The following is a 15,184-nucleotide window of genomic DNA, read 5'->3' as shown; positions in this document are numbered from 1 at the left end:
GTCTGGTGGAAAGAAAACAGTGTCTGCACTCAATGCGCAGGCACAGATAACGAATACCCCGAATTGGTCGCATCGTCAATGTTCAAAATTCATACGGGTGTCATATTTGTGAGCTAGCTGGAAGTTCATTTGTACAAAAATTGTGACGTGGCACAAGTAACAACCTGAAGTGAAACCGAAAAAAAAACCGCAATCAGCGAAAGGCCAACTGCGGTTTTTGATGATGAATTTTACTTATGGCAGCCGGGAAATTTCCCTGGCGATGCTGGCAGACTCCTGTGCCCAACCCTGAGCCAGAACTTTCACCATTTCATCATAGCCATCTTTCTGCTGCTTCAGCTCCAGATGGAAAGGACGCTTAATCAGCTGCCCCTGGTGGTTCAGCAACCATTCCCCGCTGATCACCACCGCACCGTCATAGCGGCCGTGGAAGCCTGTGACCGTGACGTTAAGCGTATCCTGGTCATTACCCAGCGGCTGCGAAGCGACAACCCACCCCGGAAACTGACTGCCCAAATTGGCCACCAGCGTATTGCGCAGCTGCTGATCCAGCGGGCTGGCCCACAGGTTGTTCGTCGCAATAACGTATTTAACGTCGCTGGTCTGATAGACCACACCGTTTCCTGCCAGATAATCAGGCACGGCAACCTGCTCAACCCACAGCTGACGGTTTCCCTGGCTGGCCGTGCTTTGCCCACCGCTGTGGGTCGCCACAGGCAGCTGGTAATAGCTTTTATTATCTACCCCTGAACTGCACGCCGTTAACAGCAGAGCGCCAATCATCAATAGCCACTTTTTCATTCTTTTGCCCTCTTCGGCTCAGGATCCTTTTTATCTTTCGCTTCGAACACCAGCGCATTGCTCTTCTCGTTCAGCGTTTTCAATACAGGCTGCAGTTCACGCAGGACCTGATCAAGACGCTGCATATCTGCCACCATCTTGTTATAGGCCGCTGAGCCCGGCTGGAAGCCCTGCATACTGCGGTTCAGCTCACGCAGCGTTTTCTGCATGTCCTGAGGCAGCTGCTGCATGCTCTGGCTCGCAGTAATTTTGTTGATATTATCCAGCGTGGTTTGCAGACGCTGCATTGTCGCCTGGCTCTGATGTAACGACCCGGTCGCCGCTTCAATCATCGGGTTGAGTGGCAGATTGTTGATCTTATCCAGCGTTTCCATCAGACGCTGCTGGATCTGAGCCAGACCGCTGCTCACCGTTGGGATGATCTTATAGCCACCGAATTCACGAATACCACTAATCGGCGGTGCTTTCGGGTAGAAGTCCATATCCACATACAGCGCACCGGTCACCAGATTACCCGTCTTCAAGGATCCACGCAGACCGCGTTCCATCAGTTGACTGATATGGGTTGCAATATCCTGATTCTCGCCAATCTGGTTAAGCAAACGCTCCGGTTCAATGCGGATCAGCACCGGAATACGGTAATCGTCATCCAGCATCTGCTGAAGACCCGGCACGAAGAACGGAACCTGTCCAACAGTCCCGAGTCGAATGCCGCGGAATTCGACCGGTGCTCCCGGTTGAAGGCCACGGACCGAGTCCTTAAAGAACATCAGGAAGTCAACGTGATCGGTATAGAGCGCATCCTGAATACTTTTTTGATCGTCAAAGAGTCTGAACGCCGTTTTCTCTGCAACCGGCTGGCCCAAATCCTGCCCTTCCGGCACATCAAAACTGACGCCACCGCCAAACAGCGTGGTCAGGGAGCCCATTTCGACACGCATACCCGCCGAGGTCAGATCTACCGCGATCCCACTATCTTTCCAGAAGCGGACGTTGCTGGTGACCAGACGATCGTTTGGCGCATTGATGAAGAGCTGATAGCTAATGGTGCGTTTTTGCGGGTCAAACGTACTGGTTTCAACTGAACCCACGCGATAGCCGCGGAACAGCACGGGATCGCCAGGCGAGAGCTGGCCCGCTTTTTTACTGTCCAGGATCACGCGAATGCCTTTCGCATCCGGTGGCGCAAGCGGCGGAGAGTCCAGCAGCTCGTATTGTCCCGGCTGGCTCCCTTTCTTACCCGGCTGCAGCTCAATATAGGCGCCGGACAGCAGGGTCCCCAACCCGCTGATCCCCTCACGCCCCACCTGCGGCTTAACGACCCAGAAAACCGAGTCGCCGTGCAGCAGTTTCTCCATGCCGGCATTAAGGCGCGCCTTAATCTCCACATGGGTTAAATCGTCGGTCAGGGTTGCGCTTTCGACCATGCCCACATCCACGCTGCGGCTTTTGATGGTCGTTTTACCGCCTTCAATCCCCTCGGCATTGGTGGTTATCAGCGTGACTTCCGGTCCCTGATGGCTGTAATGATAAAACAGGATCCATGCACCGATCAGCGCGGTCACGATGGGGAAAATCCACACCGGCGACCAGTTTTTGACCTTCTGCACTTTCGCCTTTCCACTCTTATTTTCCATGCTCTTACTCTTCCTCATGGCTTGATTCAGGCTCACGATCCCACGATAAACGAGGGTCGAAGGTCATGGCCGCAAACATGGTCATAATAACGACCAGTGCAAACATTAAAGCCCCCATCGCAGGATAAATACTCATCAAACCGCCCATCCGCACCAGCGCAGAGAGAACGGCGATGACAAACACGTCTATCATTGACCAACGCCCGACAAACTCGACCACTTCATAAATCAGGTGCATGCGTTCGCTGTCGCGTTTTCCATGACCCTTCGCGTCCCAACAGAGCCAGGCAATGGCGATCATTTTTAAGGTTGGCACCATAATACTGGCGATAAAGATGACGCCGGCGACCGGATAGGACCCTTCCCCCCACAGCAGTATCACCCCGGCCAGGATCGTCGAGGGCATTTTGTCGCCGAGCAGATCGGTAATCATAATCGGCAGAATATTAGCTGGCAGATACAGCATGATGGACGTGACCAGCAGCGCCATCGTCCACTGCAGGCTATTTTTACGGCGTACGTACCCTTTCGTTTCACAGCGTGGGCAAACGTCGAGATCGGCGGGAAGAACGGCGGTACAGCACGGGCACGAACGCAACCCTTGACGGATACCCGGCACACCGACTTTTACCGTCTGCGCAAGCGTCGGTGCCGGGGCGATATCGTCCCACGCCCAGCGCCTGTCCACACACTGGAAGGCGCGCAGCTGCAGGACGCAGTACAAACACCACGGAATAAAGCTGCTACCGATCCCCACATCGCCGTATGCCATGAGCTTCACGAAACTAACCAGAATGCCCGCCAAAAAGATCTCGGCCATACCCCAGCTCTTGAGCTGAAAAAGGATACGCGCGAGCCGGATTTTCAGTGATGAGGGCATCCTGACGCGGTTCACCAGCAAAAGGATAACGACCAGGCAAAAAGCCGGGACTATCTGGACAAACAGGAGAAAAAAGGTACCGAGGCTGGCGTAATCTTCTGAGAACATCACGCCCGGGATTTCAAGCAAATCCACCTGGCTGGTTATCCCTCCCACCTTCATATAGATGAAGGGGAAGAGATTGGAGAGCAGCAGCATGAAAAGTGCTGCCAGAGCGTAAGCAGTGGGACGCTGCCGCGGCGCGTCCCACTCGGTTGTCAACGTCGCACCGCAACGTGGACACAGGGCTTTATGTCCGTGACCAAGCTCTGGCAACGCCACGAGCATATCGCATTGCGAGCATAAAATATGCCTGTCGGCATGGTGCTGGTCACACATATGTTATCCCTGTTTATGCGCCGTTTTTCAGAGACTCTAGGTACTCCCAGCGCTCAAATGCTTCTTCCAGGGCTTTTTCAGCCACGGACAGTTCAGCCAATACTTTCTGAGTATAGTCATGCGATTGGGTAAAGAATGACGCATCAGCAACCTGTTTTTGCAAATCCTCAAGCGCGGCCTCCAGCTCTTCAAGACGCTGCGGTAGCCCCTCCAGTTCGCGCTGCAGGTTATAGCTTAGTTTAGCCGAGGTTTTCTTGACAGTTTCTGCTTTTGTTACAGCAGGTTCAGTACTTATTTTGGACTTTGATTCTTTCTGCGCCAAAGACTGCGATTGCTGCCCTTTTGCATCGTGATAACCGCCGACATATTGACCAATTCGCCCTTCACCTTCGAAGATCCAGCACTCGGTCACGGTGTTGTCAACGAACTGACGATCGTGGCTGACCAGCATCACGGTCCCCTGATAACCGTCAATCAGTTCTTCGAGTAATTCCAGCGTTTCGACATCCAGGTCGTTCGTTGGTTCATCGAGAATCAGCAAGTTACTTGGTTTCAGGAACAAACGTGCCAGCAGCAGACGGTTTCGCTCACCGCCTGACAGCGCACGCACCGGCGTCATGGCGCGTTTCGGATGGAACAGGAAGTCCTGCAGGTAGCCCAGCACGTGGCGCGGCTTGCCGTTTACCATCACTTCTTGCTTACCTTCGGCGAGGTTGTCCATCACAGTACGGTCCGGATCCAGCTCCGCGCGGTGCTGGTCGAAGTAGGCGACCTCCAGCTTGGTCCCGCAGTGAATGCGACCACTGTCGGCCTGCAGCTGGCCCAGCATCAGCTTCAGCAGCGTGGTTTTACCGCAGCCGTTCGGGCCGATGAGCGCTATTTTGTCGCCGCGCTGAACCTGCGCGGAGAAATCTTTCACCAGCACTTTGCCATCAACCTGATAGTTGACGTTTTCCATTTCGAAGACAATCTTGCCGGAACGGGACGCCTCTTCCACCTGCATTTTGGCGCTGCCCATCACTTCGCGGCGCTCGCTGCGCTCGCGACGCATCGCCTTCAGGGCGCGCACGCGGCCTTCGTTACGGGTACGGCGGGCTTTGATGCCCTGACGGATCCAGACCTCTTCCTGCGCCAGCTTGCGATCGAATTCAGCATTCTGCAGTTCTTCCACGCGCAGGTTTTCTTCTTTCTCCAGCAGATAGGTATCGTAATCGCCGGGATAGGTGACCAGCTTGCCGCGGTCGAGATCGACAATACGCGTCGCCATATTGCGAATAAACGAACGGTCGTGCGAGATAAAGATGATGGTGCCGTTGAAGGTTTTCAGGAAGCCTTCCAGCCAGTCGATCGCTTCAATATCCAGGTGGTTCGTCGGTTCGTCCAGCAGCAGCACCTTCGGCCCGCTGACCAGCGCGCGGCCCAGGGCCGCTTTACGCAGCCAGCCGCCGGAGAGCGCCGACAGCTCCATGTCAGCTTCCAGACCAAGCTGGGCCAGAACCTCGTTAATGCGGTTTTCAAGCTGCCACAGACCGTGGTGATCGAGCATCTCCTGCACTTTCGCCAGTTCGTTGAGGTTCTTGTCGCTCGGGTCGGTCATTACCAGATGCGAAATCTCGTGATAGCGCTTCAGGTATTCGGCCTGCTCGGAGATCCCTTCCGCCACGAAATCGTAGACGCTGCCGGTCACGTGACGCGGCGGGTCCTGCTGGAGGCGGGAGACGATCAGATCCTGCTCGTAAACAATGCGTCCATCATCCAGACCCTGTTCGCGGTTAAGGATCTTCATCAGCGTGGATTTACCCGCGCCGTTACGGCCTACAAGACAGACGCGCTCATTATCTTCGATGTGCAGCTCTGCATTATCGAGAAGCGGTGAGTCGCTGAAAGAGAGCCACGCGCCGTGCATACTAATTAAAGACATTTATTTTTCCTTTCAGGCCGCGGTAATCAACCAGCAGTTATGGATTTGACGGTTACGGGCAAAGTCCTGAGACAGCGTTTTTTGGCTGATTTCTTGTGCTTTCAGTCCCAGGGCTGCTAAGCCGTCATGATCCATACGGAAGCCGCGTTTGTTGTTCGAGAACATAATGGTGCCGCCCTTACGCAGCAGGCGCTTCAGGCCGGTCATCAGGCGCAGGTGATCGCGTTGAACGTCAAAGCTATCCTCCATGCGCTTGGAGTTGGAGAAGGTCGGCGGATCGATAAAGATCAGGTCGAACTGCTCGTCAGTATCACGCAGCCAGCCCAGAACATCGGCCTGCATTAGTCGGTGCTGACGTCCGGTTAAACCGTTAAGACGCAGGTTGCGCTCCGCCCACTCCAGATAGGTGCGGGACATGTCCACCGTCGTAGTGCTCCGCGCCCCGCCCAGACCCGCATGCACGCTCGCGCTGCCGGTATAGGAGAACAGGTTGAGGAAATCTTTGCCCTTGCTCATCTGACCCAGCATACGACGGGCGATACGGTGGTCGAGGAACAGGCCGGTATCCAGATAGTCGGTCAGGTTCACCCACAGGCGAGCGTTGTATTCGCCCACTTCAATGAAGTCCCCCTTCTCATTCATCTTCTGATACTGATTTTTCCCTTTCTGACGCTCGCGGGTTTTCAGCACCAGCTTGTTTGGCGTGATGCCGAGCACGGCGATGGTCGCCGCAATGACGTCCAGCATGCGCTGACGCGCTTTTTGCGCATCGATGGTTTTCGGTGGAGCATATTCCTGAATCACCACCCAGTCCGCATAGCGGTCAACCGCCACGTTATATTCCGGCAGGTCGGCGTCGTACAGGCGGTAGCATTCAATCCCTTCCTGCCTGGCCCACTTCTCATATTTCTTCAGGTTCTTGCGCAGGCGGTTGGCGTAATCTTCCGCCACGCCGGACGGCTTGCTGTCCGCCGCTTTCTCCGCCAGATGGTAGTTTTTCTGCACGCAGTCCAGCGGGCCGTTTTTCGCCTTAAACTGGCGATCGGCACGCAGCTGCAGGCAGCTCAGCAGTTCCGGCGAGGCGCTAAACAGCGACAGGTTCCAGCCGCCGAAGTAGTCCTTCATATTGCGGCCCAGCAGGCTGTGCAGTGCAATCAGCGCCGGTTCGCTGTCCAGACGCTCGCCGTATGGCGGGTTGCTGATCACGGTACCGTACGGGCCTTTTGGCAGCTGGTTGGTCAGGTTCGCCACGTCTTTCACTTCGAAGGTCACCAGCTCGCCGATACCGGCGCGACGGGCGTTGCTGCGCGCGCGTTCAATTACGCGCGGGTCGCTGTCCGAACCGTAGAAGTGGGAGGTGTACTCCGCCAGACCTTTGCGCGCGCGGGTCTGCGCGTCGTCTTTGACCTCTTTCCAGAGCGCTTCGTCGTGCTGTGCCCAGCCTTTAAAGCCCCAGTGACCGCGATGCAGCCCCGGGGCGCGGTCGGTTGCCAACATGGCCGCTTCAATCAGCAACGTACCGGAACCACACATCGGGTCGAGCAGCGGCGTGCCCGGCTGCCAGCCGGAGCGCATCACAATGGCGGCCGCGAGGGTCTCTTTGATGGGCGCCATACCGGTGCGATCGCGGTAGCCGCGCAGGTGCAGGCCCGCACCGCTCAGATCGAGAGAAATACTCGCCGTGTCGCCGTTGAGCCAGACGTTGATACGCAGATCGGGATTTTCACGATCGACGTTCGGACGTTCCTTATTTTTACGCGTGAAGCAATCCACAATGGCGTCTTTTACGCGCAGGGCACCGTACTGGCTGTTGCGGATCTCGTCGTTCACGCCGTTGAAATGCACCGCAAAGGTGGCATTGGGCGTGAAGATCTCTGTCCAGTCGATCATCTGTACGCCGGTATAGAGGTCCAGGTCGCTATAGACCTTGCACTCCTTCATCGGCAGCATGATGCGCGACGCCAGACGGCTCCACATCAGGCTCTGGTAAATAAGCCGCGTGTCGCCCTCAAAATGGACACCACCCTGAACCACCTGACACTCTTGAGCGCCCAGGGCTTCCAGTTCAGTTTTTAACAGCTCTTCCAGCCCACGGGCCGTACTGGCAAACAGAGAATTCATATCGTCACTTTTACTCTTAGAAAATTGTCGCGCATTATAGCTAATATGGCGTGTATGTCATAAAGTTGAAGGCTTATTTTCATTCGAGGGACTGTGCAGTGGCGACGTTATCCAGGCTTTTTATTCATCCGGTGAAATCAATGCGCGGCATCGGCGTTTCTCACGCGCTGGCCGACATGAGCGGATTTGCCTTCGATCGTATCTTCATGGTCACCGAGCCTGACGGTACGTTTATTACCGCGCGCCAGTTCCCGCAGATGGTTCGCTTTACCCCTTCCCCGCTTTATGACGGTTTGCACCTTACCGCGCCGGATGGTTCCAGCGCGATAATCCGCTTTGCTGATTTTGCGCCCGTCGATGCGCCAACGGAAGTCTGGGGCAACCATTTCACCGCGCGCATTGCCCCGGATGAAATTAACCGCTGGCTGAGCGGCTTTTTCTCCCGCGACGTGCAGCTGCGCTGGGTTGGACCTGAGCTGACGCGTCGCGTGAAGCGCCACGACGCCGTTCCCCTCTCCTTCGCCGATGGTTTCCCGTTCCTGCTGACTAACGAAGCCTCGCTGCGTGATTTACAAGGCCGCTGCAAAGCCAGCGTTCAGATGGAACAGTTCCGTCCAAACCTGGTGGTGACAGGTGCCGATGCCTGGGAAGAAGACACCTGGAAAGTGATCCGCATTGGCAGCGTCATTTTTGACGTCGTAAAACCCTGCAGCCGCTGCATTTTCACCACGGTGAGCCCGGAGAAAGGCCAGAAGCACCCTTCCGGCGAACCGCTGAAGACGCTGCAGTCATTCCGCACCGCGCAGGATAACGGCGATGTGGATTTCGGCCAGAACCTTATCCCGCGCTCCAGCGGCGCTATCCGAGTCGGTGATGAGGTAGAGATCCTTGCCCGCGGGCCTGCCAGAGCGTACGGCTCAGGTCAGGAAGAAGAAATGGTCGACGTTGTGACGAATGTTGCCTCGGCGGTAGATATTCACTGGCAGGGCAGCATCATCCGCGGCAATAACCAGCAGGTATTGCTTGAGCAACTGGAGCAGGCAGGTATTCGCGTACCCTATTCCTGTCGCGCTGGCATTTGCGGATGCTGCCGCATCAGGCTGGTGGATGGCGAGGTCAGTGCGCTGAAAAAATCGGCGATTGGAAATGACGGCACAATTCTGTGCTGTAGCTGCATACCGAAAACGTCCGTACAGCTGGAAGCTTAAACCGCCTGTTCAAGGCTGAAGGCATCCACGCGAAGCTGGGGCTTCAGCCTGTCGTTCATAACCTTAATGGCATCCCCAAGCTGCATTGTCCGCCCGGCAATCGTCACGCCGGGCTGAGCCAGCAAACAGAGCGCGGCATTTTCGCCAGGCTCCACCACCAGCAGGCTTACCTCTTCTGCGGTATCGCTCAGAATGACGCTCGCCGCATCGCCCGTTGCCGGGGTCCAGTTCATGCCGTGCGGCAGGAAATGCCAGCTCTTTGGCATTTGCGGTTTCAGGAAACGGATAGCCACCAGCGCATTTAATACCAGCTCGGCACGCTGCTCTTTCGAGAGCACCAGATCGCGACATTTTTCTTCAAAGGAGAAATAAAGCGCAGCGTCATCAACGCAAAAGCCTGACGGGGAAAACGCATCCGGGGTTAACATTCGGCGGGCAAAACGAGAACGAAACAACATGCCATTGGCTAAATCGAGCATCATGCGGTCATGCTCGTCGCAAAAATACCAGCGCCAGTTATCGTCAGGTTTAATTCGCATGTGTCTCTCCCGTCCCCAAACGTCCTGTACTAAAAATGTCCTGTTTGCCGCCTCGTTTATAACACCATTAATAAAAGACTATAATGACTAAATAAGCAACAGTGACGGAATATAAAACAACCAGGGCTGGAAATAAAGCCCTGGTTGTCTGATTAAGAGAAAAGATTAGATATGAGTAACGATTTCTTTAATCAGCGGTGGTCCTTTAAAAATAAAGCCGGAATAAATCTGCACCAGTGACGCACCCTCTGCCATTTTCTCACGCGCAGCAATCACCGAGTCAATGCCGCCGACGCCAATAATCGGAAGACGTCCTTTTAATTCAGCAGACAGGGCGCGAATAATTTCAGTGCTTTTTAATTGTACCGGACGTCCACTTAACCCACCCGCTTCGTCACAGTTTTTCATTCCCTGCACGAGGGAACGATCGAGGGTGGTATTGGTTGCAATCACACCATCAATATTATGGCGAACCAAACTGTCGGCAACCTGGATCAATTCTTCGGGAGAAAGATCCGGGGCGATCTTAACCGCGACCGGAACATATTTATGGTGGATCGTCTGAAGTTCATTTTGTTTATTTTTAATGGCACTCAGAAGATCGTCCAGCGCTTCGCCATATTGTAAAGAGCGCAGCCCCGGGGTATTGGGTGATGAAATATTCACCGCAATATAACCGGCATAGGCGTAGACTTTTTCCATACAAATCAGATAGTCATCTTTACCCTGTTCGACTGGCGTGTCTTTATTTTTGCCGATATTGATGCCTAATATCCCGTCAAAATGAGCTTTTTTTACGTTCTCAACAAGGTGATCAACACCTAGATTATTAAAGCCCATGCGGTTGATCAGCCCTTCGGCTTCAACCAGGCGAAACAGGCGCGGCTTGTCATTCCCCGGCTGCGGGCGTGGCGTGACGGTACCGATTTCAATAGAGCCAAAGCCCATCGCGCCCAGGGCATCAATGCACTCGCCATTTTTGTCCAGACCAGCCGCCAGACCCAGCGGATTTTTAAAGGTCAGACCCATGCACTGCACGGGTTTTTCCGGCACATTCTGACGCACCAGAGCGGCCAGAGGCGTTCCGGTAATACGACGCAATTGCTGGAATGTAAATTCATGAGCGCGCTCAGGGTCGAGCTGGAAAAGGGCTTTACGAACGAAGGGGTAGTACATGAACTCTCCTGGATTCCCGGTGTGCAAACCGGGAGGGGATTATGGGCGATCCACGCGCGAAAGGGAATTGACCTGCGGCAAAAAATCAGCGTAAAACGCAATCGTTTACCTCCCTGTCTATTTGTTATGCACTTTTTCGCATTTTAATTGCAGATAAATCATTTAGCGGAATAACCGCGCGGTGTCACACTCCTGAAAATTGTTATGAATGTTAGATAAAAGCAAACAATTGGTTATAAGGAGGAAGTATGCGCGTCATTACCCTGGCCGGAAGTCCACGATTCCCTTCGCGCTCCAGCGCCCTGCTGGAATATGCCCGCGAAAAACTCAATGCCCTGGATGTGGAAGTGTGCCACTGGAACCTGCATAACTTCGAACCTGAAGATCTGCTCTATGCCCGTTTCGACAGCCCTGCGCTTAAAACGCTCATCGAGCAGCTTAACGGCGCTGACGGCTTAATTGTGGCAACGCCCATTTATAAAGCCTCTTTTTCCGGGGCGCTGAAAACCCTGCTCGATCTGCTCCCGGAACGCGCCCTGGACGGCAAAGTCGTGCTGCCGCTGGCTACGGGCGGTACCGTGGCCCATTTACTGGCCGTGGATTACGCCCTGAAGCCGGTGCTGAACGCGTTGAAAGCGCAGGAGATCCTCCACGGCGTTTTCGCCGATGACTCCCAGGTTATCGACTATCAACATAAACCTCATTTTACGCCGAACCTGCAAACCCGCCTCGATACTGCCCTGGAAACCTTCTGGCACGCTCTGCACCGCAGGGATATCCAGGCCCCGGCGTTTGCTCAGCTTCAAGGAGTCGCACATGTTTAAAACCTTAACCCGTATCGGACTGGCAGGTTTGATGGCGCTTACCTCGCTGGCACATGCCGCAGAAACGGCTCCGGAGAGTTTGCGCATTGGCTATCAGAAAGGCAGCGTCAGCATGGTGCTGGCGAAAAGCCACCAGCTTCTGGAGAAACGCTTCCCGGATACCAAATTCTCCTGGGTGGAGTTCCCGGCTGGCCCGCAGATGCTGGAGGCCCTGAACGTCGGCAGTATCGATATTGGCAGCACGGGGGATATTCCGCCGATATTCGCCCAGGCGGCGGGAGCGGACCTTGTCTATGTTGGCGTTGAGCCGCCCAAACCGAAAGCCGAAGTGATTCTGGTGCCTGAAAACAGCGACATTAAAAGCGTCGCCGACCTCAAAGGGCATAAAGTGGCTTTTCAGAAAGGTTCCAGCTCACACAACCTGCTGCTGCGCGCCCTGCAAGAAGCCGGGCTCAAGTTCACCGACATTCAGCCCGTTTATCTGACGCCTGCCGACGCGCGCGCCGCGTTCCAGCAGAAGAACGTTGATGCCTGGGCCATCTGGGATCCGTACTACTCAGCCGCATTACTGCAGGGCGGTGTTCGCGTATTGAAAGACGGCACCACGCTGAAACAGACCGGCTCGTTCTATCTGGCCGCGCGTCCTTATGCGGAAAAGAACGGCGCATTTATCCAGGGCGTACTGGATACCTTTACCCAGGCCGATGCGCTGACCCAGAGCCAGCGTCAGGAGAGCATTGCCCTGCTGGCGAAAACCATGGGCTTACCTGAGCCGGTGATCGCGAGCTATCTCAACCACCGTCCGCCGACCACCATTACGCCCGTAGACGCCCACGTCGCCGCGCTTCAGCAACAAACCGCTGACCTCTTCTATCAAAATCACCTGGTTCCTAAGCAGGTGGATATTCGTGAACGTATCTGGCAGCCCGCAGGCAAAGAAGGAGCTAAATCATGAGTCTGAATCTTTTCTGGTTTTTACCCACCCACGGTGATGGACACTATCTTGGTACAGAAGAGGGCTCGCGCCCGGTTGACCACGGCTACCTGCAGCAGATTGCGCAGGCGGCGGACCGAATCGGTTTCACCGGTGTGCTGATCCCGACCGGACGCTCATGTGAAGATGCCTGGCTGGTCGCCGCGTCGATGATTCCGGTCACCCAGCGTCTGAAGTTCCTGGTTGCGTTACGCCCGAGCGTGGTCTCGCCTACCGTGGCGGCGCGTCAGGCGGCAACGCTGGACAGACTGTCCAACGGCCGTGCCCTGTTTAACCTGGTAACGGGCAGCGATCCGCAGGAGCTGGCGGGCGACGGCGTGTTCCTCGACCATACCGAACGCTACGAAGCCTCCGCCGAGTTCACCCACGTCTGGCGACGTCTGCTGGAAGGGGAAACCGTCACCTTTGAAGGCAAGCATATTCACGTTCGCGACGCGAAGCTCTACTTCCCCCCGGTGCAGCAGCCGCGTCCTCCTCTTTACTTTGGCGGGTCGTCGGATGTGGCCCAGGATCTGGCGGCAGAGCAGGTCGATCTCTATCTGACCTGGGGCGAACCGCCTGAGCTGGTGAAAGAAAAAATTGCCCAGGTACGCGCTAAGGCGGCCGCCCATGGCCGCAAGGTGCGCTTCGGTATTCGCCTGCACGTGATTGTGCGTGAAACCAATGATGAGGCCTGGCAGGCCGCCGACCGCCTGATCTCGCACCTGGACGATGAGACCATCGCCAAAGCACAGGCCGCGTTTGCCAAAACCGACTCCGTCGGGCAGCACCGGATGGCGTCCCTGCACAACGGCAAGCGCGAGAACCTGGAGATCAGCCCAAACCTGTGGGCGGGCGTCGGCCTGGTGCGCGGCGGTGCGGGTACGGCGCTGGTCGGCGACGGACCGACCGTAGCTGCACGTATCAACGAATACGCTGAGCTGGGCATCGACAGCTTTATTCTCTCCGGTTATCCGCATCTCGAAGAGGCGTACAAGGTGGGCGAGCTGTTGTTCCCGCATCTGGATGTTGCCATTCCGGAAATTCCGCAGCCGCAGCGGCTTCAGCTGCAGGGCGAAGCCGTGGCGAACGAGTTTATTCCACGCAAAGCCGCACAGAGCTAAGGAGTGACCATGTCTGCCACCTCACAAAAATGGCTGCTGCGCGCCGCGCCGTGGTTTTTACCCGTCGGCATTGTGGCTCTCTGGCAGCTCGCGTCGTCCACCGGCTGGCTGTCGAGCCGCATTCTGCCCTCTCCGGAGGGCGTCGTAGAAGCGTTCTGGTCGCTGAGCGTGAGCGGCGAGCTGTGGCAGCATCTGGCGATCAGCTCCTGGCGCGCCGTGATTGGGTTTTCCATCGGCGGCAGCATCGGTCTGGTTCTGGGCCTGATCAGCGGCCTTTCCCGCTGGGGCGAGCGGCTGCTGGATACCTCCATTCAGATGCTGCGCAACGTGCCGCATCTGGCGCTGATCCCGCTGGTTATCCTGTGGTTTGGAATTGATGAGAGCGCCAAGATCTTCCTCGTGGCGCTGGGCACATTGTTTCCGATTTACATCAATACCTGGCACGGCATCCGCAACATCGATCACGGTCTGGTGGAGATGGCGCGCAGCTACGGCTTATCGGGTTTTTCCCTCTTTATTCACGTGATTCTGCCTGGCGCCCTGCCCTCCATTATGGTCGGGGTGCGTTTTGCGCTCGGCCTGATGTGGCTGACGCTGATTGTGGCGGAGACCATCTCGGCCAACTCAGGCATAGGCTACCTGGCGATGAACGCCCGCGAGTTCCTGCAAACGGACGTGGTGGTGGTTGCCATCATTCTGTATGCCCTGCTCGGCAAACTCGCCGACGTTAGCGCCCAGTGGCTGGAGCGCAGCTGGCTGCGCTGGAACCCGGCCTACACCCTTCAGGAGGCGAAAGCATGAATACTGCACGACTGAACCAGGGAACGCCGTTACTGCTGAACGGCGTGACCAAACGCTACGGCGAAAACACCATTCTTAACGGGCTGGATCTGCACATTCCCGCTGGACAATTTGTGGCCGTCGTCGGGCGCAGCGGCGGCGGCAAGAGTACGCTGCTACGGCTTCTGGCCGGACTGGAAGCCCCCAACAGCGGCGACATTCTGGCAGGAACAACGCCGCTTTCGAATATTCAGGACGATACCCGCATGATGTTTCAGGATGCGCGTCTGCTGCCGTGGAAATCGGTTATCGACAATGTCGGGCTCGGTCTTAAGGGCAGCTGGCGGGATGAAGCCCGCCAGGCGCTGGCCGCCGTTGGGCTGGAAAATCGTGCGGGTGAATGGCCTGCTGCCCTCTCTGGTGGGCAGAAGCAGCGCGTGGCGCTTGCACGAGCGTTGATTCACCGTCCTGGCCTGCTGTTGCTTGATGAACCGCTCGGCGCGCTCGACGCTCTGACGCGGATCGAAATGCAGGATTTGATTGGCTCCCTGTGGCAGGCGCACGGCTTTACGGTACTGCTGGTGACGCATGACGTGAGCGAGGCCGTCGCGATGGCTGACCGGGTGCTGTTAATAGAGGACGGGAAAATAGGTCTGGATCTGACGGTGGATCTTCCGCGGCCTCGTCGCGTGGGCTCGGCAAGACTGGCGGAGCTGGAAGCTGAAGTGTTGGATCGGGTGATGAAGCGAGGGGGGACGGAGTTAGAACGAGCTAAGGCTAATGCCTGATGCCCTCACCCCGGCCCTCTCCCACAGGGAGAGG

The 15,184-nt window shown here is 56.2% G+C and carries 13 protein-coding genes; 6 read left to right on the top strand and 7 right to left on the bottom strand.

The window, feature by feature from the left end; all coding sequences use genetic code 11:
* Positions 1-234: 234 nt before the first annotated feature.
* Genes pqiC through rlmKL form a run of 5 tightly spaced genes read right to left on the bottom strand, consistent with a single transcriptional unit; the run spans position 235 to position 7,738 of the window.
* A complete protein-coding gene (gene pqiC, locus KGP24_RS08030) occupies positions 235-801 on the bottom strand; it encodes a membrane integrity-associated transporter subunit PqiC (protein ID WP_223562953.1) in 567 nt (188 codons plus the stop codon).
* Positions 798-2,438, bottom strand: coding sequence for an intermembrane transport protein PqiB (gene pqiB / locus KGP24_RS08025; protein ID WP_223562952.1), 1,641 nt, complete (start codon positions 2,436-2,438; stop codon positions 798-800). Before pqiB ends, pqiC begins: the two co-directional genes overlap by 4 nt.
* A gap of 4 nt (positions 2,439-2,442) precedes the next feature.
* Positions 2,443-3,696, bottom strand: coding sequence for a membrane integrity-associated transporter subunit PqiA (gene pqiA, locus KGP24_RS08020; protein ID WP_223562951.1), 1,254 nt, complete (start codon positions 3,694-3,696; stop codon positions 2,443-2,445).
* Positions 3,697-3,709: 13 nt separating this feature from the next.
* Positions 3,710-5,617 carry an ABC transporter ATP-binding protein gene (locus tag KGP24_RS08015; protein WP_223562950.1) on the bottom strand — a complete coding sequence of 636 codons (1,908 nt, stop codon included), beginning with the start codon at positions 5,615-5,617 and terminating at the stop codon, positions 3,710-3,712.
* A 12-nt stretch (positions 5,618-5,629) separates the two neighbouring features.
* Positions 5,630-7,738, bottom strand: coding sequence for a bifunctional 23S rRNA (guanine(2069)-N(7))-methyltransferase RlmK/23S rRNA (guanine(2445)-N(2))-methyltransferase RlmL (rlmKL, locus tag KGP24_RS08010; RefSeq protein ID WP_223562949.1), 2,109 nt, complete (start codon positions 7,736-7,738; stop codon positions 5,630-5,632).
* 98 nt (positions 7,739-7,836) lie between these two features.
* On the opposite strand from rlmKL, the gene KGP24_RS08005 reads away from it, so the two are divergent.
* Positions 7,837-8,946 (top strand): YcbX family protein, encoded by a 1,110-nt coding sequence (locus KGP24_RS08005; RefSeq protein ID WP_223562948.1) that lies wholly within the window; start codon positions 7,837-7,839, stop codon positions 8,944-8,946.
* Here the strand turns inward: KGP24_RS08005 and zapC are convergent.
* Both zapC and pyrD read right to left on the bottom strand, forming a co-directional pair.
* A complete protein-coding gene (zapC, locus tag KGP24_RS08000; RefSeq protein ID WP_223562947.1) occupies positions 8,943-9,485 on the bottom strand; it encodes a cell division protein ZapC in 543 nt (180 codons plus the stop codon). The genes KGP24_RS08005 and zapC overlap by 4 nt on opposite strands.
* A 165-nt stretch (positions 9,486-9,650) precedes the next feature.
* On the bottom strand, positions 9,651-10,661 hold the full coding sequence (pyrD, locus tag KGP24_RS07995) for a quinone-dependent dihydroorotate dehydrogenase (protein ID WP_223562946.1): 1,011 nt from the start codon (positions 10,659-10,661) through the stop codon (positions 9,651-9,653).
* 248 nt (positions 10,662-10,909) lie between these two features.
* Here pyrD and ssuE point away from each other — a divergent pair, with 248 nt between their 5' ends.
* The 5 genes from ssuE to ssuB are packed head-to-tail and all read left to right on the top strand — an operon-like array spanning position 10,910 to position 15,150.
* Entirely contained in the window at positions 10,910-11,485 is a 576-nt protein-coding gene (gene ssuE / locus KGP24_RS07990) for an NADPH-dependent FMN reductase (protein WP_223562945.1), read from the top strand.
* Positions 11,478-12,440: a sulfonate ABC transporter substrate-binding protein gene (locus KGP24_RS07985; RefSeq protein WP_223562944.1), complete on the top strand. Its 963-nt coding sequence runs from the start codon at positions 11,478-11,480 to the stop codon at positions 12,438-12,440. The genes ssuE and KGP24_RS07985 overlap by 8 nt, the downstream gene beginning before the upstream one ends.
* On the top strand, positions 12,437-13,582 hold the full coding sequence (gene ssuD, locus KGP24_RS07980) for an FMNH2-dependent alkanesulfonate monooxygenase (RefSeq protein WP_223562943.1): 1,146 nt from the start codon (positions 12,437-12,439) through the stop codon (positions 13,580-13,582). Before KGP24_RS07985 ends, ssuD begins: the two co-directional genes overlap by 4 nt.
* Before the next feature lie 9 nt (positions 13,583-13,591).
* Positions 13,592-14,383, top strand: coding sequence for an aliphatic sulfonate ABC transporter permease SsuC (gene ssuC / locus KGP24_RS07975; RefSeq protein ID WP_223562942.1), 792 nt, complete (start codon positions 13,592-13,594; stop codon positions 14,381-14,383).
* On the top strand, positions 14,380-15,150 hold the full coding sequence (gene ssuB, locus KGP24_RS07970; protein ID WP_223562941.1) for an aliphatic sulfonates ABC transporter ATP-binding protein: 771 nt from the start codon (positions 14,380-14,382) through the stop codon (positions 15,148-15,150). Before ssuC ends, ssuB begins: the two co-directional genes overlap by 4 nt.
* Positions 15,151-15,184 lie beyond the last annotated feature (34 nt).

It is taken from the genome of Enterobacter sp. JBIWA008 (assembly GCF_019968765.1).
In the GTDB taxonomy this organism is placed as follows: domain Bacteria; phylum Pseudomonadota; class Gammaproteobacteria; order Enterobacterales; family Enterobacteriaceae; genus Enterobacter.
This window is presented reverse-complemented; position numbering and strand designations above follow the sequence as displayed.

Excerpts from the sequence above, each read along its gene's own strand:
- ssuE (WP_223562945.1), top strand. The coding sequence starts at position 10,910 with ATGCGCGTCATTACCCTGGCCGGAAGTCCACGATTCCCTTCGCGCTCC.
- pqiC (WP_223562953.1), bottom strand. The coding sequence starts at position 801 with ATGAAAAAGTGGCTATTGATGATTGGCGCTCTGCTGTTAACGGCGTGC.
- ssuB (WP_223562941.1), top strand. The coding sequence starts at position 14,380 with ATGAATACTGCACGACTGAACCAGGGAACGCCGTTACTGCTGAACGGC.
- pqiB (WP_223562952.1), bottom strand. The coding sequence starts at position 2,438 with ATGGAAAATAAGAGTGGAAAGGCGAAAGTGCAGAAGGTCAAAAACTGG.
- pqiA (WP_223562951.1), bottom strand. The coding sequence starts at position 3,696 with ATGTGTGACCAGCACCATGCCGACAGGCATATTTTATGCTCGCAATGC.
- ssuD (WP_223562943.1), top strand. The coding sequence starts at position 12,437 with ATGAGTCTGAATCTTTTCTGGTTTTTACCCACCCACGGTGATGGACAC.
- rlmKL (WP_223562949.1), bottom strand. The coding sequence starts at position 7,738 with ATGAATTCTCTGTTTGCCAGTACGGCCCGTGGGCTGGAAGAGCTGTTA.
- ssuC (WP_223562942.1), top strand. The coding sequence starts at position 13,592 with ATGTCTGCCACCTCACAAAAATGGCTGCTGCGCGCCGCGCCGTGGTTT.
- pyrD (WP_223562946.1), bottom strand. The coding sequence starts at position 10,661 with ATGTACTACCCCTTCGTTCGTAAAGCCCTTTTCCAGCTCGACCCTGAG.
- KGP24_RS08015 (WP_223562950.1), bottom strand. The coding sequence starts at position 5,617 with ATGTCTTTAATTAGTATGCACGGCGCGTGGCTCTCTTTCAGCGACTCA.
- zapC (WP_223562947.1), bottom strand. The coding sequence starts at position 9,485 with ATGCGAATTAAACCTGACGATAACTGGCGCTGGTATTTTTGCGACGAG.
- KGP24_RS07985 (WP_223562944.1), top strand. The coding sequence starts at position 11,478 with ATGTTTAAAACCTTAACCCGTATCGGACTGGCAGGTTTGATGGCGCTT.